At 52.3% G+C, this 21,333-nt stretch carries 19 protein-coding genes and 1 pseudogene; 4 read left to right on the top strand and 16 right to left on the bottom strand.

What is annotated here, in order from left to right; translation table 11 throughout:
• Positions 1–543: pseudogene (locus BST81_RS28225) on the top strand (ISKra4 family transposase); the annotation flags it as partial.
• Complete coding sequence (locus BST81_RS21660; RefSeq protein ID WP_075600593.1) at positions 524–850, top strand: type II toxin-antitoxin system VapC family toxin; 327 nt, start codon at positions 524–526, stop codon at positions 848–850. The pseudogene BST81_RS28225 and the gene BST81_RS21660, both read left to right, overlap by 20 nt.
• Before the next feature lie 12 nt (positions 851–862).
• Here the strand turns inward: BST81_RS21660 and BST81_RS21655 are convergent, their stop codons facing one another.
• The 12 genes from BST81_RS21655 to BST81_RS21600 all read right to left on the bottom strand — a co-directional run bounded on the left by BST81_RS21655 (position 863) and on the right by BST81_RS21600 (position 13,214).
• Entirely contained in the window at positions 863–1,099 is a 237-nt protein-coding gene (locus BST81_RS21655) for an NfeD family protein (RefSeq protein WP_075600592.1), read from the bottom strand.
• 210 nt (positions 1,100–1,309) lie between these two features.
• Positions 1,310–1,990, bottom strand: coding sequence for a hypothetical protein (locus BST81_RS21650; RefSeq protein WP_083637001.1), 681 nt, complete (start codon positions 1,988–1,990; stop codon positions 1,310–1,312).
• A gap of 22 nt (positions 1,991–2,012) precedes the next feature.
• Positions 2,013–2,660 (bottom strand): Uma2 family endonuclease, encoded by a 648-nt coding sequence (locus BST81_RS21645; RefSeq protein WP_075600590.1) that lies wholly within the window; start codon positions 2,658–2,660, stop codon positions 2,013–2,015.
• Positions 2,661–2,817: 157 nt separating this feature from the next.
• Entirely contained in the window at positions 2,818–4,197 is a 1,380-nt protein-coding gene (murD, locus tag BST81_RS21640; RefSeq protein ID WP_075600589.1) for a UDP-N-acetylmuramoyl-L-alanine--D-glutamate ligase, read from the bottom strand.
• A 21-nt stretch (positions 4,198–4,218) separates the two neighbouring features.
• Positions 4,219–6,366: a glycine--tRNA ligase subunit beta gene (glyS, locus tag BST81_RS21635; RefSeq protein WP_075600588.1), complete on the bottom strand. Its 2,148-nt coding sequence runs from the start codon at positions 6,364–6,366 to the stop codon at positions 4,219–4,221.
• Positions 6,367–6,579: 213 nt separating this feature from the next.
• Positions 6,580–7,695 (bottom strand): glutamate 5-kinase, encoded by a 1,116-nt coding sequence (proB, locus tag BST81_RS21630; RefSeq protein ID WP_075600587.1) that lies wholly within the window; start codon positions 7,693–7,695, stop codon positions 6,580–6,582.
• 99 nt (positions 7,696–7,794) lie between these two features.
• On the bottom strand, positions 7,795–8,316 hold the full coding sequence (locus BST81_RS21625; RefSeq protein ID WP_075600586.1) for a YqeG family HAD IIIA-type phosphatase: 522 nt from the start codon (positions 8,314–8,316) through the stop codon (positions 7,795–7,797).
• Positions 8,317–8,362: 46 nt separating this feature from the next.
• A complete protein-coding gene (mltG, locus tag BST81_RS21620; RefSeq protein ID WP_075600585.1) occupies positions 8,363–9,469 on the bottom strand; it encodes an endolytic transglycosylase MltG in 1,107 nt (368 codons plus the stop codon).
• Positions 9,470–9,541: 72 nt separating this feature from the next.
• The gene (locus tag BST81_RS21615; RefSeq protein WP_253188425.1) at positions 9,542–10,099 is read right to left on the bottom strand and encodes a DUF3727 domain-containing protein; all 558 of its coding nucleotides are present in this window, start codon (positions 10,097–10,099) and stop codon (positions 9,542–9,544) included.
• Positions 10,100–10,252: 153 nt separating this feature from the next.
• Complete coding sequence (ruvX, locus tag BST81_RS21610; RefSeq protein ID WP_075600584.1) at positions 10,253–10,699, bottom strand: Holliday junction resolvase RuvX; 447 nt, start codon at positions 10,697–10,699, stop codon at positions 10,253–10,255.
• A gap of 12 nt (positions 10,700–10,711) precedes the next feature.
• Positions 10,712–11,932 (bottom strand): GNAT family N-acetyltransferase, encoded by a 1,221-nt coding sequence (locus BST81_RS21605; RefSeq protein WP_075600583.1) that lies wholly within the window; start codon positions 11,930–11,932, stop codon positions 10,712–10,714.
• 79 nt (positions 11,933–12,011) lie between these two features.
• Positions 12,012–13,214 carry a F420-0:Gamma-glutamyl ligase gene (locus tag BST81_RS21600; RefSeq protein ID WP_075600582.1) on the bottom strand — a complete coding sequence of 401 codons (1,203 nt, stop codon included), beginning with the start codon at positions 13,212–13,214 and terminating at the stop codon, positions 12,012–12,014.
• A 242-nt stretch (positions 13,215–13,456) separates the two neighbouring features.
• Here BST81_RS21600 and cruF point away from each other — a divergent pair, with 242 nt between their 5' ends.
• Positions 13,457–14,416: a gamma-carotene 1'-hydroxylase CruF gene (gene cruF / locus BST81_RS21595; RefSeq protein ID WP_075600581.1), complete on the top strand. Its 960-nt coding sequence runs from the start codon at positions 13,457–13,459 to the stop codon at positions 14,414–14,416.
• 16 nt (positions 14,417–14,432) lie between these two features.
• A complete protein-coding gene (gene cruG / locus BST81_RS21590) occupies positions 14,433–15,650 on the top strand; it encodes a 2'-O-glycosyltransferase CruG (RefSeq protein ID WP_075600580.1) in 1,218 nt (405 codons plus the stop codon).
• A 4-nt stretch (positions 15,651–15,654) separates the two neighbouring features.
• Here the strand turns inward: cruG and BST81_RS21585 are convergent, their stop codons facing one another.
• The 4 genes from BST81_RS21585 to BST81_RS21570 all read right to left on the bottom strand — a co-directional run bounded on the left by BST81_RS21585 (position 15,655) and on the right by BST81_RS21570 (position 21,052).
• Positions 15,655–16,290 carry a hypothetical protein gene (locus BST81_RS21585; protein ID WP_075600579.1) on the bottom strand — a complete coding sequence of 212 codons (636 nt, stop codon included), beginning with the start codon at positions 16,288–16,290 and terminating at the stop codon, positions 15,655–15,657.
• 144 nt (positions 16,291–16,434) lie between these two features.
• Positions 16,435–17,664, bottom strand: a complete 1,230-nt coding sequence (locus BST81_RS21580) for a type II secretion system F family protein (protein ID WP_075600578.1) — start codon at positions 17,662–17,664, stop codon at positions 16,435–16,437.
• Between the two features lie 161 nt (positions 17,665–17,825).
• The gene (locus BST81_RS21575; RefSeq protein WP_075600577.1) at positions 17,826–18,935 is read right to left on the bottom strand and encodes a type IV pilus twitching motility protein PilT; all 1,110 of its coding nucleotides are present in this window, start codon (positions 18,933–18,935) and stop codon (positions 17,826–17,828) included.
• 83 nt (positions 18,936–19,018) lie between these two features.
• Positions 19,019–21,052 (bottom strand): GspE/PulE family protein, encoded by a 2,034-nt coding sequence (locus BST81_RS21570; protein WP_075600576.1) that lies wholly within the window; start codon positions 21,050–21,052, stop codon positions 19,019–19,021.
• Positions 21,053–21,333: the final 281 nt, after the last annotated feature.

Below are 21,333 nucleotides of genomic sequence, written 5' to 3'. Positions count from 1 at the left end.
GATTACAAGGGGGTGAATCTGCATGAGTGTTGCGTTGCTGCTTTTTTCCAGGACAACGAGCAATTGACCCACTGGGTCAATAATCAGGCGCTGTCTGACCCGCTCACCTGCCTGGGAGATGGGCATGATGGCATCTGGAATATTTATACCCAAATTGGCCCCTCGACCCAAAGACGGGAGATCTTGGATTGGTATCACCTGGTTGAGAATTTGGGCAAGGTTGGAGGGTCACAGCAACGCTTAGGGGCGGTAGAAGCTTGCTTGTGGCAGGGCGATATCGAGGGGGCAATCGCCCAGTTTGACGATTGGAAACACGAGCGGGTTGCGACTTTCATTGGCTACCTCAGTAAGCATCGACAGCGGATTGTCAACTACGGCTATTATCAAGCCGAAGGCATCTCCATTGGTTCTGGTGCGATTGAATCGACGGTCAAACAAATCGGGCAGCGCATCAAGATATCGGGAGCACAGTGGGAAAAGAACAACGTACCACAAGTACTCAAGCAGCGCTGTGCTTACCTGAATGGTCAATTCTCAAAATGAGTCTTACAAAACTGGGATGCACTCGTACCATGTCTCTATCATCACTGAAATGGAACTGCTTTCTTACCCTAGTCTCAGCCAAGCAGAAGAGCAGCACATCCGAAACTTCCTCTCTCAACTGCTGATTGTTGGTATTGATGAGTCGATTAAAAATATGGCGATCGCGCTTCGCAAACAACATCGCCTGAAGTTACCGGATGCGATTGTTTCAGCGACGGCTCAGTCTCTCAACGCACTCTTGTTCACGAATGATCTCAAACTATCTAGTATTTCTACAATACAAACCCAATCGTTACCGATCAAATAAAAGACTACTGGCTTAAAAAGCTTCATCGATCGGAGCCACTAGAAGGGTCAGTCCCTCTCGGCCAATCACTCTCACGGTTGTCCCTGGCCATGCCGACATGGCACCGCTGGGCTGGTAAAACCGGGCAAACCAGTAGCTGGCCATGAACTTGACCCGTCCCCGCTGTTGCTGAGTAATGGTTTGCTCAACTTGGCCGATTCCGGTCTGGGGAAAAAACTCGATCGTGTCTGGTGCAAATATCAGGGTCATCTCTGGAACTCCCTTGGTTCTCAGGTTGGATGCCCTCAGTATGCGATCGCCGGATAGTCCGCACCAGAGAACATCCAGTCGTTAGCCTCGAAGTTAAGAATTTCTTAGGCAGGCCACTACAGCTATACCCCATCTGCCTTTCACGCTTGAGCGATGGGCCTCACGACTGGATTAAATTCGCTTAAAATCGGGAAAATCTGCCTATCTTCTTTAGTATGGCGGTTCAGCGGGACCACCATAGCCACACATTCCCATCCGGGGGGAGTTGACCAGCGGTATGGGTTCTCCGTAATCGTCATGGGGATGATCTTGGGTATGCTCGTCACATAACGTTCCTTCAGTCTGGTCTTCAATCAGGCACTCCATACAGAGGTGAGTTGCCGGTTTGCCACAGGTGATGCAGGGATACTCTGGCATGCTGTTGCGAGCCATCAGGACGATCGCTTTTGTTGTCAGTGGCTTCCCTTCCCGCACCCCAGCACATTTGACGATCGTTTCTGATGAGGTACCAAAATCATAAATATGGGTGAGTTCAACACCAGGGGTGAAAATGTCGCTGATTTTTCGCCGCTTGCCTACTTCTCTCGCAAATCCACCCCCCAGAGAAAACTGACTCATATGCCCGCAGCATTCTAGCCAGATCGCCCGCAAGTAGTCATCCAGGTCTTTTAAGGCTTTGGAGCCACGCATTTCGAGGTCGAGCCAGAATTCACTGCGATCGGCATCCTGCACTCGCAGGTGATAGAGGGCTTCGCTACTGCCTTTTTTGCCCTCGGCAGCCGCGATCGCGGTCTGGCGCTGAGGGCAGGTGGCCAAATGTTTGGTGATGCCAGCCTTGGAAAGCTCCTTACCGCAGTAGAGACAGGTTCCTTTCGATTGCTTGCGAACCACAATCTTGCTCCTGTAGCTCCTTTTATCGTGCTTTACAGAACCGCTGAACCTCCCGTAACACGGTCAAATCCGTTTCGGTTCTCCGTAGTTCAAGCCAATGGTTGAGCTGTTGAGCAGAAACCAGCGGAAACGATCGACTGCGATCCGCTTCAAGATACTGCCCAGTTTGAAGTACCCAGATTTTGAGCCCATTTCGGGAGAACAACCAGATTTCAGGCACTCCGATCGCTTTATAAATCGCCAGCTTATTAGCGGAGGAATTGGCAATGTCCACCTCCAATACTAAGTCGGGAGCAAGGCTTTCAGTCCCCTTGGTTTCCAGTCCCTGCCCCGGTTCCGCATTCTGGATGTAGAAACAACTATCGGGTTCAATGCCCCGATCAAGACTCTCGCGATTCAGGGTAGTAGAGCCAAAGTCATTGGCTTCCATGCCTAATTCCATCGCCAGCATCGTGATGATTTTTGCCAGCAGTCGGTTGATAATTTCGTGGAGTTCTCCCGGCATTCTAATTTCCAACATGCCCTGATCATAGGCAAGTCGAGTCAGGCGATCGTTCCCCAGTTCCTGAAGTAACGCTTCATAGGTCTTCCAGGTCAGCCCCAAAATACTGATTGCACTACCAGGGGCCAACTTAATTTGACTGATGGGTGTAGCAATCACAGTGGTCATCGGTCAATCCTCTAGGGGATGGTTGCCTATCCCATTTGCTCGAAGTACTCGCATTATAGCGACTAGGCAAGTCCCTCAATCTACCCCAGCCCTACAGTTCACCTGCTTAAACGACAATGGCAATTGCAGGCAAGAACTTGGGATGCGCTTCTCCTGGCTACTGCAATAAATCTAGACAAAGCTGCCGGAAATGGTCGCCGCGCTGCTCGAAGTTTTGATACTGGTCAAAGCTGGCGCAGGCCGGGGAAAGCAGGACTACGCTGGCTCCCAATTGGGCGGCTAGTTCAGCCGATCGGGGCACCGCCCGTTCCATCGTCTCCACGGCTTCATAGGTGGCGTAGCCCACCTCCTGCAAGCGTTGGGCAAAGGCTGGAGTTGAGCTGCCAATCAACAGCACGGCTGCGGCTCGATCTCGAATCGTCTGCAACCATGCTGCGTCTTCTCCCTGTTTGGCTTCCCCCCCAGCAATCAGAATCGCCGGACTCTCGACTGAGGCCAACCCCACCTGGGCGGCATCATAGTTGGTAGCCTTGCTGTCATTGATGTAGTCCACCCCCTGAACGGTGCAGATGCGCTCCAGGCGATGGGGCACACCGGGAAAGGTGGAGATTGCCTCGAGGATCGCATCTGTTTCGATTCCAGCCAAGCGGGCTGTCGCCACTGCCATCAAAAGATTCTGGAGATTGTGAGCACCGGGCATATTCAGGGCGTCTGCCGGGAGAATGCGATCGCCCAATGCAACGACCCAACCCTCTTCGATGTAAACCCCGTAGTTCGGATCACCCAGGAGATTCGCCTTTCCGGTAACGCTGGTCCAGCAGGCATCCGGCCACTGCGTCAGCCCCGCCTGACGCAGATAGGGATCATCCCCATTGAAGACCTGTTGTTGCGATTGCCGCAGCAGATGAGCCTTGATGTTGTAGTATCGCTCCAGGGTTTTGTGACGACTCAGATGATCAGGGGTAAACGTCGTCCAGACGCCAATCCGGGGCGCAACTGAGGCCGAGGATTCGATCTGGTAGCTGCTCAATTCGGCGATGACCCAGTGGGGTAGGGGCTCAGAGAGGCCCAGGTCGCAGGCGGGCAGGCCAATGTTACCGCAGGCGGGCGCTCGGAAGCCAGCAGCCTGAAAGATGGCGGCGATCAGGGCTGTGGTGGTGGTTTTGCCGTTCGTGCCCGTAATGCCGACCCAGGGACGATGGCGCAGATATCTCCAGGCCAGTTCGATTTCGCCGATCGTCTCCAGGCCCAATTCTCGCGCCTGCAACAACCCTGGAATATCCCAGGGAACACCGGGACTCACCACCACCAGATCTGTTGATTGGAGATGGCGAGTCGAGACGGTTTGCCGATCGAAAGTGTCTTCCAGTTGAACCCCAATCCCTTCTGTGGCCAGTTCCTGCTGCTGTTGCTGCATGCTTGCCGAGGTCTTACTATCCCCGATCGTCACCTGCCAGCCATCCCGTTGCAGCAGTCTGGCAGCAGAAATCCCTGATTTCCCTAGCCCAATCACGTATGCGTTTTTTCTGTCACCCATGCCGGTCGTTTATCCCCTGGTTTATCCCTTCACGATCGCCCCGAAATCCGCCAGCACCCGCGCATGGTTCCGTAGGAGGCTCAATAAATAAAGCCGATTTTGGCGCACCTCCAGATCTGGGTCCATGACCAATACGCTCTGGGGACCATCGAAGAAGGCGCTAACGGTGGGAGTAATCTGAGCCAAGGCATCAATCAACTTCTGATAATCTCTGGCCTGCTGGGCTGCCTGAGTCTGGGGCACCAGACTGATCAGAGCCTGATAGAAGGCCGACTCGGAGGGTTGTTTAAACAAGTCAAGTTGAATAATCGCCTGGGGGTCAAGCTGTGTCGTATCCAGTTTACCCTCGACCGCCAACCGGGAAGAACGATTCACCGTTTCATAGATCTGGGCCAGCAGCCCATTCGTGCGAATCTGCTGCAGGAAATGGGCTCGATCGCGGACATCCAGCAAATCCTGCAAGGCCCGTTCCGTGTATTCTGGATCGTTTTCTCCCAGAACGGCATTCACCAGATCATAATCAATACCACCTTCCTGGAGCAGGGTGCGAATCCGCTGCAGGAAGAAATCTTTCAATTGCTGCAACAGGCTAGCCGTATCGATTTTGGGACGCAGGGCTCCTGCATCTGCCGCCGTGGTCTCCAGAAGGTGCTGCAAATTCAGGGGCAGATTCGCTGCCCAGATGATGTTGACGATCGCCGTGGCGGCCCGCCGCAGGGCAAAGGGATCGGAGGAACCGGAGGGAATCATGCCCAGACTGAAAATACCCACCAGAGTATCCAGACGATCGGCCAGCCCGGTGACTTGGCCTGTCAAGGTCTGGGGTAGGGCATCCCCAGCACCTTTAGGCAGATAATGTTCAAAAATTCCTGTGGCAACGGCTTCTGGTTCTCCGGCAGCGACAGCATATTTCTGGCCCATCACCCCCTGCAATTCTGGGAACTCCCCCACCATCTGGGTCACCAGATCGGCTTTGCAGAGCAGGGTCGTGCGCTGGATCTGGACCCGATCGTCTGCCGTTACCTGGAGCTGGTCCGCGATCCGATCTGCAATCTGTTGCACCCGCTCCACCTTGGCCCGCATGGTGCCCAGGTCTTGCTGGAAGGTCACGGTTTCCAGTCGAGGCACATAGGCTTCCAGGGATAAGGCCCGATCGGCCTTGAAGAAAAACTTACCATCCGCCAACCTGGCCCGAATCACCCGCTCATTCCCGGCAGCAATAATGGTGGACTTGGCCGGGTCTCCATTTGAGATGGTGATGAAGTTGGGGAGTAGCTGTTGAGCATTTACTGGGTCCAACACCGGGAAATAGCGCTGATGGCTTTCCATCACCGTAATGGTGACTTCCGAGGGCAGTTCCAGATATTCGGCATCAAACTGACCGACAACGGCTGTGGGCCATTCCACCAGGTTAATCACTTCCTGCAGTAAGCCCGGAGCAATGGCTGCTTGGCCTTGCAGTTGTTCGGCTGCCGCTTGCACCTGTTCCAAAATCAGCCTGCGCCGTTGCTCTGGATCGGGTTCAACAAAGGCCGATCGCAGCGTTTCCAGATACGCATCGGCATGGGCGATCGCGATTGGCTCCGGATGCAGGACGCGATGCCCCTGGGAGAGCCGATCACTCCTCAGCGTCTCACTACCATTTCCCATCTGCACGGGCAGCACCGTTTCATCCAGAAGGGTAATGAGCCAGCGAATCGGGCGGGAAAAGCGCAGATCTCCATCCCCCCAGCGGGCCAGCCGTTTGCCCTCCAGGCCGGTAATCCAGGCGGGCACCTGTTCCGCCAGCATCTCAGCCACCGGACGCCCCAGCACCGTTTTCTGCACGAAGACAAACTCGCCCTTCTCTGTAGGCCGGATCTCTAAGGCAGAGAGGTTCACCCCCTGCTTCTGGGCAAATCCTTCGGCAGCCTTGGTGGGCTTGCCGTCTTTAAAGGCAGCCTGGGCGGGCGGTCCCTTGACCTCCTCTTCCCGATCGGGCTGAACTTCCGGTAGTCCCTGAATCACAACGGCTAAGCGGCGGGGAGTGCCATAGAAGTCGATCGCCGTCGGGGTCAGGTAATTTTCTGCCAGCACCTGGGGAATGCGCGATCGCCATTGGGTCAGGGCTTCATCAACAAAACTTGCCGGTAACTCTTCCGTACCTACTTCCAGGAGAAACGTTGCCATTGCCAATTGTCTAAATCATCATGGGGGACTGAGCAAGTCAGCTTCAACAGTTTATCGTGCTCTGTCCCATAGAATCGCAGGACTCTCAGATCCCCGCTGGGATGAACCGATAGAAATCAACACCAGAAAAATTATCCGACCCCTGGCTGCAAATCTGCCCCAGATCTACTAGAGATGGCGGAGTTCTGGGAGATCCTTGATGGAGAGGTAGACTTAACTGCCACTCAGGGCCAGATTGTCTCGATGAATGACGGTTTCAGCCCCGGCGTAGCCCAAAATCCCAGAGATCGCATCCGAATGTTTTCCCTGGATCTGATGCAGTTCTGCACTGCTATAGTTCACAATTCCCCGGGCAAATTCTCGACCCGTGGCATCACAGAGTTGAACGGCATCCTGGCTTTGAAATACCCCTTCTATTTGGATAATCCCTGCAGCCAGCAGGGATTTGCCAGCAGAACGGATGGCCTCTACGGCCCCGTCATCCAGATACAGTTTGCCCACTGGAATTAGGCCATGGGCAATCCAGCGGCGTCGAGCATTGAAGGGGCGGAGTTGGGGCTCAAAATGGGTCCCAATCATCTCTCCAGCCAGGATTTTCTCCAGGTTGCGGGGATATCGTCCTTCCGTGATCACAGTGCGCACCCCGGCTGCTGTGGCAATGCGTGCTGCAGCTATCTTCGTTACCATGCCGCCCGTGCCCCAGGCAGAGCCAGCACTCCCCGTGCTCACTTGCAATGCCTCTAGTTGGTCTATGTGTTGCACCAGTTGAATGGGTTGAGCATCCTGATTGGTTCGGGGATCAGCGGAATACAGCCGATCGACATCGGTTAACAAAAATAACCAATCCGCCTCTATCAGGCTGGCCACCAGAGCCGAGAGCGTATCATTATCCCCAAATTTTAGCTCATCCACAGCCACCGTATCGTTTTCATTAATGACGGGGATGACACCAAGCTGCAACAACTCACGCAAGGTGTTGTAGACATTGACATACTGACTGCGTTGCACCAGGTCGCTGCGGGTCAGCAAAACCTGGGCAATCGGCTGTTGTAAAGAGGTAAACAGGTCATCATAGACGCGGATCAGCCGCCCCTGCCCTACAGCGGCTACAGCCTGCTTCAGTGCAATTGAACGGGGTCGTTCAGCCAGCTTTAAGCGGGCACATCCCACACCAACGGCCCCTGAAGATACTAGGACGACTTGATGGCCCTGACGGCGTAGATGGGTTAGGCTCTCAACCAGTGCAGCGATCGTAGAAAGGGCCAGATCTCCTGCTTCTGGGGCCGTCAGGCTGGAAGTCCCAATTTTAACAACCAGAGTTTGCGACATATAAAAATTTTAAGGCGTTGGAACCCCAGTGACGGAAGACCAACCTCTGACTGTAAAATTCATCCGATTTTTATAGTTCATGACTATTTCTGTAACGGGTTACTTCCCAATGGAAAGGGAAGCCCCTAAAGCCCGCGACAGCCAAATTTCAATGGTTCGGATGGGATAGCGACGAGCCGTCTGATTGGGCAGGGTCATGGGTTCAACCAGAATCGTGAACATACCGAGCCGATTGCCTGCCAGCACATCTGTAAAGAGACGATCCCCCACCATAGCAATATGCTCAACCGGTAAGCCTAAGGTTGTGACGGCTTGTCTGAGTTTACGCCGGGAGGGTTTTCTGGCTCCAAAAATGTAGGGGATTTGCAGGGATTGGGCAATCCCTCTAATCCTGCTCTCACTCAGATTGTTGCTCAGCAGGCACAGGGAAGCAACCGGTTTAATTTGCTCAGCCCACTGAAGTAACTCAGCGGAAGCCAGGGCCGATCGAAAGGGGACCAGGGTTTCATCCACATCCAGAATCAGCCCTTTCAAACAATGCTTTTCCAGCATGGCAGGGGTGAGATGCAGAATAGAACCGCTTAAAACCAGATCAGGTTGCAGAAGAGCGCCCCAGGACATGACGGTTATTACTCGTAATAATTCCCAAACATTAAGGTCACCCTGATTACGGAAGTGGCTTGGTGGCGGGGTTAGCTTTTTGTCGAGTTGACTGGGCATCCCGAATGGCGGCTTGGGCTGCTTCGTGCTCCTGCAACGTCCGACTAAAGACGTGAGTGCCATCGTAGCGAGCCACAAAGTAGAGATATGGCGTGTTTTCAGGATATAGTGACGCTTCCAGACTGGCAAGACCAGGACTGGCGATCGGCGTTGGGGGCAACCCCACATTCAGATAGGTGTTGTAAGCAGAGGGGGTTCTCACCTGTGCCAGGGTTAAGGGTTGATCTGGAGTTTGCTGAACATTCAACCCATATTCGACGGTTGGATCGGCACCAAGGGGCATTTTGAGCTTCAGGCGATTGACAAAGACCCCTGCAATTTGGGGGCGCTCCGTCGGGATTACGGCTTCCTTCTCCACAATACTTGCCAGAGTGACCCACTCCAGCAGGGTTAAAGAAGGTTTTTGCCTTTGCTGCTGATAGACCGGCAGAGCCAGTTGCTCAAACCGAACTAACATTTTCCGAATCACTTCTGAGGGAGTAATTCTATCGCTGGCCAATTGATAGGTATCAGGGTAAAGAAACCCTTCCACATGGGGAATTCCACTAGGCAGCCAGGCAAATTGATCGGAGGGAATCTGCTGGGCAGTTGTCAGGAAGTCCTGAGCTTTAAAGAAACCCTGCGATTCGAAGTAAGCGGCCATCTGACGCAAAGACCAGCCTTCAGGAATGGTGAAGCTAAACTGGACAGTTTCGCCAGCCCAGATTTTGGCCGCGATCGTCTGCATGGACTGGGTTGGGGATAACTCATAGGTCCCGGCCTGAAAGCCGCCCTGTTGATCCCTAAGGGAAAGCCAGCGAGCCCACAGATTCCAGGCTTGGGCAGAACGAATGAGTCCGGCTGATTTCAGATCCTGACCAATATGTTGGGAAGGGGTCCCTGGAGAGATTTGAATCCGGATGGGTTTCTCTCCGGGGACCAAAGAGACCTGACCCGGGACGATCGGTGGCATCGTGGCCCAGCTCCACCAGGCCCATCCCTGCCAGATACATACTCCTAATAGAACTGGAACAACATAGAGAGACCACTTTGGGGTCCGCTGGACAGTTTTCATCTTGATTCTGTAAAGGCTGCCTGCACTGACAACTGAGCAAGTGGGTCAGAAGCGGACAAAATACTCAGTCCGCTACTCCATCTCGTCAAAGAGTTGATCTTCTAACATGGGCAGCATCGGCTCGATTTGCTCGTATTCTTCTGGCGTCAACAAAACAGGCTGACCCTGTTCATCCATACGGGCCAAAATAAAGAACGGGTCAAGCGGGCTGTAGATTGCATATTCCTGCTCTTCATGATAAAAGCTGGTCAATAATTGCAGAGCCTCGCTCTCTTCGTCTTCTTCCAGCACATCTTCTTCCAGATCCTCTTCCGTCAACTCAGGCAACTCGCCTTCAACGGTTAAAGCGACCGCAGTGCGCTTGAGGGTCAGGTTCTGTTCCTGCAAGACAGCACTGGCGATCGGAAACAGCTTGTCTAGCTCAAGATCATCCTCGACCATGAGGGGCTCCTCTTCATCTTCACCCTGTTGCCAGACAAAAATCTCCACAACCGGGTCTACCGGTGAGAGGAGGACATACTCCTTGCCTTCTAACTCCAAAGCCTGTTCCACATAGCAAACCAGAGATCTGCCAGAAGAATCGGTCAGAGTAAGGGTTTCAGCATCATCGATATCATCTTCGTCCATCATCGGACATCCTCTCGTGTTTTAACTATGACAAATGTTTATTCACACTGAACCACATCCTACTGCATGGGTGCATGATCATACCCCCTACTCCTGTGGTTATGCCTGTAATCCATTGAGAAATTACGCTCCCACATCATGTCAGAAAACGGCTTTCTAGGGAAGTAGCGTTTCTGGAGCCTTAATTCGACTCTGGTCCAGCCATTGTTGCAAAATTAGACAGGCTGCTTTGCGATCAATGAGGCCCTTATTTCGAGAGGGGGAAATGTTCTGTGCAACCATCAGTTGTTCGGCCTGGAAGCTCGTCAACCGCTCATCCACATATTCCAGCGGCAGATTCAGACTCTGGGCAATGGTTTGACCTACCTTCTGCACGTAACGCGCCTGAAATCCCAGGGTGCCATCCATGGAGTAAGGCAACCCAACCACTAAAACCTGAACTCGGCGCTGCTCTGCGAGCTGACCCAATTCCTTAAGTACCTGATCCAGGGATTTCCGTTCAATGGTGGTCAGGCCAACGGCAATTAACCCGGTCCCATCACATCCAGCCACCCCAATTCTCTTCTTGCCAATGTCCAGACCCAGAGCTGAAATAAATGGCATAGTCTTAATTGCTTAAGGAGTATCCTCAGGTTTCCCGTTCTCTAAGGGGTGGGCTTCTGGTTGTCTCGGAAAGCGATGGGGAGGAAGCTTATTGGCATGCCCCTGTTGGTGGAGAAAGGAAGGCAAGGATGATAGACGGCTGGGGATAGGTTTCTGAATCCGTTGTAGCCCCTGTAAGACTTCTGAAAGTTGTAGACCTTCCAGAGAGATGGGTCGAGTTTCTCGTAGTTTATGCCAGACCGATCGGGACATCATCAGGGTGTGGGCTACCCGCTCTGCCCCAATATGCTCCAGATATTCTTCCCGCTCAGATTGATAATCGGCTGAAGTGAATCGCAAGGGCTGGAATGGGAAAGCGCTTGCCACACGAGCCATCTGACAAACTAGTTCGGGATAGAGCCAGGTATAGGCTGGGTGAACGGTCAGTTGGGCGGTATGGGGTTGGGAGCCATCGTGGTTGAGTTGCACTTCGTAGTACCCGATCGCAGCCTTGCGCTGAGGCTCAAACACATAGCCACTCATCACGTCCTTATGTTCTAACCGCTGACTGATCCCGGCCACAGAAGCTTGCAGCAGGTTGGTTTTGAAGTCATAGATGTGACGATCGAACACCTGACGCACCAGAGGGGGCATCGAAGCCGTGTCTAATTGATGCAAAAGTTGGGCATCTGCATTGCCAACTGGGAGCAGGTTGGGAAGATCGGGTTGTCGCTCGGCTAACTCCTGTAACAGGGCCGGGGGCAGGGACCAGTACGTAATTTGAGCCAGATGTTGAAAGCCAGTATGGCGATAAAGAGCCAGCGCAGACTTGTGGTTCACATCCACTTCCAGGATCCAGGTCCGGGCTTCCCAGATGGCTTCAAAGCAATATCTCAAAAGCTGGGACCCAACTTTCAAACTATCAGCCCGGCTATCTACGGCCACGCAATCCACACGCCAGGTCGTGCGGGTTCGATTGAAGGGAGAAACCTGAATTGCACCCTGAAGCTGATTATCCTGCTCCGCAACATAGGCTGAAAAGAGGTTCTGTAGCGGGCTGGGGAAGAAGCTGAGAAACTTCAGTGGCCCATACCAGCGCCGAATCTGGCGGAGCTGCCTACCAATGTCTGCCAACCTGCTGTGGTTGTCGTCTGCAGTTGCCTCACGGAACAACTGCTCAATTTGCTCCAGATCCTGGCGCTGAACTGAACGAATGATCGTATTGGACTGTTGTTCGGGAGCAGCAGGAGGCATCAATTTAACCTTGGGTATTTGAACCTTGGGTATTTGAACCTTGGGTACTTCAACAACCTGTGGATCGGAAAGCAAAAAATCAGGAGCGAAGGTTGCCCTGACTGACCCCCGGCTCTGTAGGTCGAATCAAGACGATCGGGGTCTGTTCATTAGCATTTCCGGCAGGATTGCTGATCAGTGCTTGCTTCAGAAAGCGATCGGAAAGACCAGAGGTTGCTGCCAATATCTTAACTGCTTTCAAGTCGTTCACGTCTACAATTGCCGCAGATAAACCAGTTTCTTTCTGAATTCGATTGACAACTTGCTGGGGATGATCAGGGCCTAAGACGATGAACTGATCATAGGGGGGTAAGGTGCCGGTGACATCGTCAATTAATCGGGCCTGTTCCCCGGCCAACTGGTAGAAAACACCTCGCCAGCCTAAAATTCGGGCGATCGAGCCCAAAATGAAAGCCAGGAAGACCCGGGTTGGACCCACAATATCCACTAGGGCCTGGAGGCCACAGGCAGTTGCCAGACTGGAAGTAGGCAGGAAATAGTAACAGAGGCGACGGGCTAGCCAGCCCGGTTTGACTTCGCTGGGATGGATAAAACGCCCCTGCATAATTGCGATCGGGGTTTCCCCAATGGCGACCACATCTCCTTTTTGGGCATAGGGCAGGACATAGCGCTGGACGATCTCCACCGGATTATCCAGTTGGGTCAGCAAATGGGTCCGAATGGGTAAAACATCCGCTTGGGTCGTCGGACGCCAGCGCTGAACGCCACCTGGAAGGGGAAACTGCAGGGGAACAATGACATGTCGGGTTTTTGGGGTACGCCCTCCAGGCCCATAGGCCACATAATGCACCCGCACCCAGGCAGCCTGCAAGTTTTCCAACTGAGGCCCCTGAATTTCAATCCGAACCTGAAGACGAGTTGTCTTTCCCACTTTCACGATGTAGCCAAACCAGTAGTCATCTGGGCGAGCTGCCTCATCGGCGTGTTGGGGAATCATCCGAATCGTGTGGGTTACTCCTTCCAGGCTTCCCTTGGACAGTAGGGTGAGTTCTGCCCTCACCTCTGTCACCATAATCTCCAGTTTTTGGGTTTGATTGCGGAATTGCATATCCCCCACGAGCAAATACCGTTGGGGTTCAAAAACTTCCAGTTGCCAATCCCCTGAAGTTAGTTCCAGCCTGTTGCCAGGACGCCGTCGATACTGCAATTCCAGCCCTAGCCCGGCTAGACCTAACAGCAGAGCTGCCGCCCCTACCCCAATTCCTACAGTCCCTACTACCACTAGCAACCCTTTGAACGATCGTTCTATAAAAGTCTATACAACGTATACAACCAACCTGGACTCTCGCCAAGTTGATTTACGAAAACGGGATCAGAATATTACAAATTTCCTTAAACATTTGTAAACTTTAGAGGAGTCCCTGCTCAGGGTGATTTTGCACCAGGGTTTGTTTAAATGAGCACCTTTTTCCCCGGGCGTCTTTAGTACAAACAGGCCAATGTTAAGTTTCTTAAGGAGTCCCTATGAAGCAACTGATTCTCGCCGAGCGCTCCTGCCTCATAGCTCATATTTTCTCGATGGCCTTCGGTCTGGCCGGGTTACTTCTGATTTTGCCCCATCCGGAGTTGATTGCCGCCCTCTCCACGATCGGGCAACAGGCGTTTCAGTGGTCCATGGCTGGCGGTGGGGTTGTCTATATTATCTTGGGCGCTGCAGCCGTTTCGATCTACGCTTATCGAGTCTTAGGAGCCGGACTCTGGTTGACCTTCCTGCTGCCCGCAACCTTGATTTCTCTCAGTAGTGAACTCTTGGGGACCAGCACTGGCTTCCCCTTTGGAGCATATGGTTACCTCAGTGGCCTGGGATATAAGGTCGCTGGATTGGTTCCCTTCACCATTCCTCTCTCCTGGTTTTATATGGGCTTCTCATCCTATCTGCTGGCCCGAGCTGCGCTGCAACTGCATCGGCCTCATGGGGGCTGGTGGCGGCAGATTGGAGCTGTTCTATTGGGGGCTATATTGCTGACGGCTTGGGATTTCGCCCTCGACCCAGCCATGAGTCAGACAACCTATCCTTTCTGGCACTATGGCGAAGTGGGGGCATTTTTCGGGACTCCATATCAAAACTTTGCTGGTTGGCTCTTAACAGGGACAATATTTATGGGGGTTGCGGCTTTTCTCTGGCGGCAGGCCACGATTAAGTTACACCGGTCACAATTGGGGGTTGTTCTGGCAATCTATCTGAGCAACTTTGCCTTCGCTGCCATCATGAGCCTGGGTGTTGGTATCTGGATTCCACTATTGCCGGGTCTTGCTTTTGGAGTGATCCCTGCGCTGCTGTGCTGGCGATTGACCCCGACAACGATGGCGATTGAATCGCGGGTGGATGGGTTAAAGGATCCGCTTATCGGTTCAACCGATCCTAGTAACGATAGCCTTCCTTTGACGCCAGCTCAAATTACGACTACCCTCTCGTCCCATTAGGCTGGATTGTTTCAGAATGTCATCTGTAAATCTGGCTTTATATCCCGATCAGGTTCTCTGGTCTGCTGGCGCGATCGCCCTGCTCCTATGTCAGCTTCCTGCGACAGCGATTCTGTTGGCCCGACTTCTGCGAGGGCCTATCCGTCGTCCTCCATTGCAGCCTGAAATTCCAATTCCTGATCAGATCGGTTGGGTCACCGTCATTGTCCCAACGCTGAATGAGGCAGACCGGATCGGGGCCTGTCTGACTGGATTGGGTCGCCAGAGTTACGAGGTTCGGGAAATCCTGGTCGTCGATAGTTGTTCTCAGGATGGCACTCCTGAACTGGTGAAAGCTGCTCAACAGCTTGACCCCAGATTTCGCCTATTAACCGACGACCCGTTACCTGTGGGCTGGGTCGGAAGACCCTGGGCGCTTCACACTGGATTCCAGCATAGTTCTGAACAGAGTGATTGGATTTTAGGCATTGATGCCGATACTCAACCGCAACCGGGGCTGGTTGCGAGCCTGATTCGGGTTGCTCAGTCGGAAAGGTACGATCTCCTCTCCCTTTCCCCTCAATTTATCCTGAAGTATCCGGGGGAATGCTGGTTGCAACCGGCACTCTTAATGACGTTGGTATATCGGTTTGGTCCAGCAGGGGAACGATCGAACACCTCTGATCGCACCATGGCCAATGGCCAGTGTTTTTTCTGCCGTCGTTCTCTGCTGGCTGAATTGGGAGGGTACACCATTGCTCGTCATTCTTTCTGTGATGATGTTACGCTGGCCCGTTATGCGGCGGCCCAGGGAGCCCGAGTCGGCTTCCTGGATGGGGCTCAGGTGCTGAAGGTCCGGATGTATGAGGGCGCAGCCGAAACCTGGCGAGAATGGGGGCGATCTCTGGATCTGAAAGATGCTACAACCCGCAGCCAGCTCTGGAGTGATCTCTGGTTTTTGGCGATGGTGCAGGGTCTGCCACTGCTCTTATCCCTCGTCTGGCTGATTCTGATTCAGACGATACCTGGAACGTTGGTAATCACTGCTGCAGGTGGGTTAAATCTGTTCCTGGTTGCCCTTCGATTCGCCCTGCTGGGGGCGATCGTCCCTTCCTATGATCTGTCCCAGAGCTATGCCCCCTGGTTGCTCTGGCTGTCTCCCCTGGCTGATCCCCTGGCTTTTCTCCGGATTCTCCTCTCCACAGTGCAAACACCCAAAAGTTGGAGAGGACGAAGCTACACGTTCGAATCCTGATGGGTTACATTTCCGATGAGGGCGTTCCACTATCTGTAGGTAGTTCCCAGTGATCTAAAGATTCAAGCTCCTCTGATTGCTCCTGGGATAGCTCAAGGTCTTCAATTTCAGGGCTGACGGAATGCACGATATAGGGTAGGCAGGCTCCTCTGAGCCCCCGAATGATCCGTTCTGAAGTTTCTGGAAATACGACAAACAGAGGGCGCGCATCCTCTGCTTCCTCACTTAAAATGTGCCGGTAGTGGAAGGGCATGACCCATTCATAGCCCCGATCCAGATAAATTTGCGTTTGCCGCCAGCGACCCAACAATTCAGAGAAATCTTCCTGGGGACGATGGATAAAAACAAAAATCTCAACCCCTGTCTTCACCTTCCAATCTGGGTCACACATGAGGATAGCAAAATCACAGGGCAACCGGGTTAGGTCGCCACGGGAGGCGCTACTAAAAGCTCCAGTTTGAATCTGGGGATTTTGAATCTTGGCAACAGGCAAGGGAAGCGAAATGAAACTTTCATTGGCTCGCCGCATACTGGGTAGCATTTCCAGATAGGGACGATACTGCTTCAGTAAAGAAACAACTGACGAGTGGTTACTGTAAGTTGCCAGTAGCTCCTCATAGTGGGATTGTTTTACAGGCATACTGAGACGGGTCCGATATCACTGCATCCTTTTTCTGCATTGTAACGAAGCCATCCGGCTTTTCAGACAACAGCAGGATTAAATAGCTGAGGGGTATTTCACCGTCATGGATGCAATACCCCCAACCCACAAGATGATGAGAAATTAGCCCAACGCCTCGAAGACCTTGAACATGGGAAGGTACATCGAAAGTAGAATCGAACCAACCATACCCCCGAGGAACAGGATCATAATCGGCTCAATAATGCTGGTCAGAGCTTTAACGGCTTGTTCTACTTCATCTTCATAGAAGTCAGCGACCTTCATTAACATCTTGTCGAGTTCCCCAGTTTCTTCACCAATGCTGATCATCTGAATTGCCATGGGGGGAAAGACTTCTGCTTTCTGAAGCGCGATGCTGATCATGCCACCCGTTTGAATTTCCTTTCTGGCATCATCCACCGCATTGGCAATGACCTGGTTTCCAGAGGTATCGCGAACAATTTCCAGGGAGGTCAAAATTGGAACACCTGAACGGGTTAATGCACCAAAGGTGCGGCAAAATCGGGCTGTAGCTGTTTTCTCAATCAAATCTCCGAACAGAGGCATTTTAAGGGAGAGTCGATCGATCGTCTCCCGCCCAACACGGGTTTTGTAGTACTGCTGATAAGCAAAGTTGAGACCGAACAGGATAATAATCAGGGTGACGACGTACTGTGGTGTCCTCAGAAATTCACTGATCGCCAGCATGGCTAGAGTAAAGGCAGGTAACTCAATCCCCAATTCCTTGAAGATAGAAGCAAAAGTAGGAATCAGGAATACGGTCATCCCCACGAAAATAGCTGTTGCCAGAACTCCTACCACAACTGGGTAAGCCAGGGCTGACTTGATCTGGTTTTGTAGTCGGGCGATATCTTCCAGAAGCTTAGCCAACCGGTTCAGCACTTCATCCAGCACCCCCCCGATTTCCCCAGCCTGCACCATACTGACATAGAGCGTATCGAAACACTTGGGGTGCTTGCGCATGGCATCGGAAAGGTTTGTCCCCTGCTGGACATCAGAACTGATCTCCTGGAGAGCCTTTTTCATCCGGGTATTCGAACATTGTTCAGCCAGAACGCCGAGGCCTCTGACCATGGCAACACCAGCATTGACCAGAACCGCAAATTGGCGCGAGAAAACAGCTTTATCTTTGACAGTCACCGCGCTCATGAAAGCATCGATCTGTTTGAAGTCAAAGCTCTTAAAGTCGAAGCCTTTGTGTTCTTTCAGATCCTGAACAACAAACCCCTGCTCCCGCAGCGCTGTCCGAGCATCCGTAAGGGAAGTCGATGTGAATTTTTGGGTTTTGGTAGTGCCCTTGGCATCCCGGACACTGGCAATATAGGTAGGCATGGCTTACACCTGAGTGCTTTTCAGAAATACCTGACGTAATGCTGAACCAAAGTATTGAGCTATTGGTTGATTGTGCGATGGTTACATGTTATCCACTGCTGTTCGAAATGCCCACAAGGACATAAAGACGAAGCGGAGGATACCGGGGTATCCCCGATCGTCTAGCGCTTCACCGCAGCGCCACCTGCCGCAGGAGAGACATTCCCAATCATCCGCTGCAATTCATCAGGACGAGAGGTTTTAGACATCGCTGCTTCAAAAGAAATCAGCCCATTGAGGTATTGATCTGCCAGAACTCTCTCCAGAGTTTGCATCCCTAACTTACCGCCGGTTTGAATCGCAGAGTAAATCTGGGCAGTTTTACCTTCCCGAATCAGGTTGGAAATAGCAGGGGTAACAATAAGAATTTCCTGAGCCATGATCCGACCGAATTCACCGGGTTTGGGATTTTTCTTCGGAACCAGCGTTTGGCTGAAGACAGCAACCAGGGAGTTGGAAAGCTGAACTCGCACCTGGGTCTGTCTCTCGGAGGGGAACACGTCAATAATCCGGTCGATCGTCTGGGCGGCAGAACTGGTGTGTAGGGTCCCAAAGACAAGGTGACCTGTTTCAGCAGCGGTAATGGCCAGGGCGATCGTTTCCAGATCTCGCATTTCACCCACCAGAATAATATCTGGGTCTTCCCGCAGTGCCGCTTTCAAGGCATTGGCAAAGCTCTTTGTGTCTTCCCCCAACTGGCGCTGGTGAATCAGACTCTTCACCGGTTCGTAGACAAATTCGATTGGGTCTTCAACCGTCAGAATATGCTCTGCCCGAGTCCGATTGATCAGGTCAATCATGGCAGCCAGGGTGGTGGTCTTGCCAGAGCCCGTGGGTCCAGTCACCAGAATCAAACCCCGAGGTTTTTCTGCCATTTCCCGCACTACATCGGGAAGACCTAATTTGTCAAAGTTGGGGATCTTTGAACTCAGGGCTCTTAAGCAGGCCGCATAAGTTCCCCGATCCTTGTAAACGTTAACCCGAAAACGGGCTAACCCCTTAACTCCGTAGGAGCAATCCAGTTCCCAGTTTTGCTCGAGGTTTTTACGCTGGGTATTGTTCAGCATACTGAAAATGAGCCGCTGACATTGCTCAGCAGTCATAGGCTCATAATCCATGGGTTGTAGATGACCACTGATCCGAAAATAAGGAGGCAGTCCAGCAGACAGGTGCATGTCAGAGCCGCCCATCTCAATCAGCTGCTCCATCAAATCCTCAATCATCAATTCCATTCGATTGTTTCCTCCGGCTGGTGTTTGACGAATAGTTACGGGTTAAGAGTTGGGGATAACAGATAAAACGCAGAAGCTAGAGCCTAGTCCTGGAATCGTGCTGTCAGGCAATAAGGACAGTCTAACCATTCCTGTTTCAGCTCGGCATGGCAAGCCTTACATTCCAGGGAACTCTTGCGTTTTGCCTTCAACTCCGCTTCCAGGCCGGTATCGGTAAAAGTCACCCGCTCCACTTCTTCTAAAGTCGTGTGTCCTTCCCGCACCAGGTTGATGCTGTAGGCCAGCAACGTTTGCATACCCTCTTCCACGGCAACTTCCTTGATCCGCTCAGTCGGAGCTCCCTCTGTAATCAGAGTTTGGAGTCGTTCGGTAATTCGCATCACCTCATAAACCCCACAACGTCCCTTATAGCCGCTACCGTTACATTTGGGGCAGAGGGTATTACTGGCTCTGGCCTGTTGAATTTGATCCACCGTCAGGGTATTAGCCCGATAGAAGGTCACTTCAGCTTCCTTGGAGGCTGCAAGGCCAAACCTGGCCAGTTCAGATGTGGTGGGGTTGTAAGCAACCCGACATTCCGAACATACCCGCCGCATCAGACGCTGGGCACAAACCCCAATCAGGGCACCAGACACCATGAAGGGTTCTACCCCCATTTCATCTAGGCGAGCGATCGCTCCTGCCGCATCATTGGTATGCAGAGTTGTCATCACCAAGTGACCGGTCAGGGCTGCCTCGATCGCCGTTTTTGCCGTTTCCTTGTCTCTGGTCTCACCCACGAGGATGACATCTGGATCCTGCCGCATAAACGCCCGCAGAATGCTGGAGAAGTCCATACCCTTTTCTCGGAGTACCTGCACTTGGGTAATGCCGGGGAGAGCGTACTCAATTGGGTCTTCAGCCGTACTGATATTCACGCCGGGATCATTGCGCTCGGCCAGAATAGAGTACAGAGTTGTAGATTTACCAGAACCGGTTGGGCCGGTCACCAGGATCAACCCAAAGGGGCGGCTGGCCATATCTCGCACTAGCTGGAGGGTTTCCGGATTGCTAATCAACTTATCCAGACCTAACTGGGTCGAGGAGTTATCCAGAATCCGCAATACAATTTTCTCCCCGTAACGACTGGGGAGCGTATTGACCCGGAAATCCACCTTGCGGCCCTGGAACACCCGACGGATCCGACCATCTTGAGGCAGCCGACGCTCGGCAATATTCAGGTCAGCAATGATCTTGAACCGGGAAGTTAAGGCGGGAATGATTTTCTTAGGCAATGCAGGGAAAGGTTCCTGCAGCACTCCATCTCTGCGGAAACGGATCCGCAGCAATTCTTCTTGAGGTTCAATGTGAATATCAGAGACCCCATCCGTTAGAGCCTTAGCCAGAATCTTATTGACTGTGGCAATCACGGGTGCAGCTTCTGCTTCGCCTAGGGCAGCATTCAGGTCAGCATCCGGGTCATACTCATCTTCAGCATCCTGCAAATCAGAGCCAAAGTCTTCCCGATCGATTTCCAGGTCTTGAGGCTTAATTTCTCGAACTTTGCTGGCAGTGTCCGCAGCCTTCTGCTTGCCCATCTGCTCATCCAGATATCTGGAGATCAGTTGCTGGTAATCATCCAAGGTGATGACCATGCGTTGAAGGGTTAGGGACTGGGGACGGAGAATTCGGTTCAGATCGTCCTGAGCATCCAGATTATCTGGATCTACCATGGCTACCAACAAAGAGCCGGGTTGAGTCCCATTTGCTTCTGTTTTCGATAAAGGTAGCAAGCGATAGCGTCTGCAAACTTCGAGGGGAATCAGGGAATCGATCAGGGGACCAAACTGCTCGATGGAAATTTCTCTAACTTCGGGATCTAAGGATTCAATCCCGTAGAGAATCTTGAGCTCAAACAGCTGCTGTTTCTTGTACTGACGTAACTGGTCAGGAGCGAGTTCTTTCCCCGTGAGCTCCTGTAAAACCTGTGGTAGAGACTTACCTGACTTGCGGCTCTCAACCAGAGCTTGCTGCATCTGTTCATTGGTGGCATACCCAGTCTGAACCAACTGATTGCCAAATGGAGAGAAGTCATTTCTAACAATGAGAGCCCGACGCTGTGATGAGGAGTTAGTCATAGTCGCTAAGAATATCTCCTTTCCTAGTATTCCCTAGTGTTCCCAGAAGTACCTAAAATTACGTAGAGTCGTCAGCCGGGGTTGATCTAACAACCGGTTACCAATCTACTAAGGGGCTTGTGCCAGAGTTTGGCTAGATCATAATGATTATATTTCCAGCATGATAACCTCTGGAGAAGAATTCGGTGAGATTTTGAGAAATAATAGATATATAGATATACAAGTGTATCAGCAGCATCCACAGGGTTTTTAGATATACGGTCGCTAATCTGGGATTGATC

This window comes from Leptolyngbya sp. 'hensonii', from assembly GCF_001939115.1.
GTDB lineage: Bacteria > Cyanobacteriota > Cyanobacteriia.
Note: the sequence above shows the minus strand (reverse complement) of the source record. Positions and strands in the feature narration are given on the sequence as shown.

What these genes read in the sequence shown, in the direction of transcription:
- BST81_RS21660 (WP_075600593.1), top strand. Translation starts at nt 524, where the DNA reads ATGGTCAATTCTCAAAATGAGTCTTACAAAACTGGGATGCACTCGTAC.
- BST81_RS21655 (WP_075600592.1), bottom strand. Translation starts at nt 1,099, where the DNA reads ATGACCCTGATATTTGCACCAGACACGATCGAGTTTTTTCCCCAGACC.
- BST81_RS21645 (WP_075600590.1), bottom strand. Translation starts at nt 2,660, where the DNA reads ATGACCACTGTGATTGCTACACCCATCAGTCAAATTAAGTTGGCCCCT.
- murD (WP_075600589.1), bottom strand. Translation starts at nt 4,197, where the DNA reads ATGGGTGACAGAAAAAACGCATACGTGATTGGGCTAGGGAAATCAGGG.
- glyS (WP_075600588.1), bottom strand. Translation starts at nt 6,366, where the DNA reads ATGGCAACGTTTCTCCTGGAAGTAGGTACGGAAGAGTTACCGGCAAGT.
- proB (WP_075600587.1), bottom strand. Translation starts at nt 7,695, where the DNA reads ATGTCGCAAACTCTGGTTGTTAAAATTGGGACTTCCAGCCTGACGGCC.
- BST81_RS21625 (WP_075600586.1), bottom strand. Translation starts at nt 8,316, where the DNA reads ATGTCCTGGGGCGCTCTTCTGCAACCTGATCTGGTTTTAAGCGGTTCT.
- mltG (WP_075600585.1), bottom strand. Translation starts at nt 9,469, where the DNA reads ATGAAAACTGTCCAGCGGACCCCAAAGTGGTCTCTCTATGTTGTTCCA.
- BST81_RS21615 (WP_253188425.1), bottom strand. Translation starts at nt 10,099, where the DNA reads ATGATGGACGAAGATGATATCGATGATGCTGAAACCCTTACTCTGACC.
- ruvX (WP_075600584.1), bottom strand. Translation starts at nt 10,699, where the DNA reads ATGCCATTTATTTCAGCTCTGGGTCTGGACATTGGCAAGAAGAGAATT.
- BST81_RS21605 (WP_075600583.1), bottom strand. Translation starts at nt 11,932, where the DNA reads ATGCCTCCTGCTGCTCCCGAACAACAGTCCAATACGATCATTCGTTCA.
- cruF (WP_075600581.1), top strand. Translation starts at nt 13,457, where the DNA reads ATGAAGCAACTGATTCTCGCCGAGCGCTCCTGCCTCATAGCTCATATT.
- cruG (WP_075600580.1), top strand. Translation starts at nt 14,433, where the DNA reads ATGTCATCTGTAAATCTGGCTTTATATCCCGATCAGGTTCTCTGGTCT.
- BST81_RS21585 (WP_075600579.1), bottom strand. Translation starts at nt 16,290, where the DNA reads ATGCCTGTAAAACAATCCCACTATGAGGAGCTACTGGCAACTTACAGT.
- BST81_RS21580 (WP_075600578.1), bottom strand. Translation starts at nt 17,664, where the DNA reads ATGCCTACCTATATTGCCAGTGTCCGGGATGCCAAGGGCACTACCAAA.
- BST81_RS21575 (WP_075600577.1), bottom strand. Translation starts at nt 18,935, where the DNA reads ATGGAATTGATGATTGAGGATTTGATGGAGCAGCTGATTGAGATGGGC.
- BST81_RS21570 (WP_075600576.1), bottom strand. Translation starts at nt 21,052, where the DNA reads ATGACTAACTCCTCATCACAGCGTCGGGCTCTCATTGTTAGAAATGAC.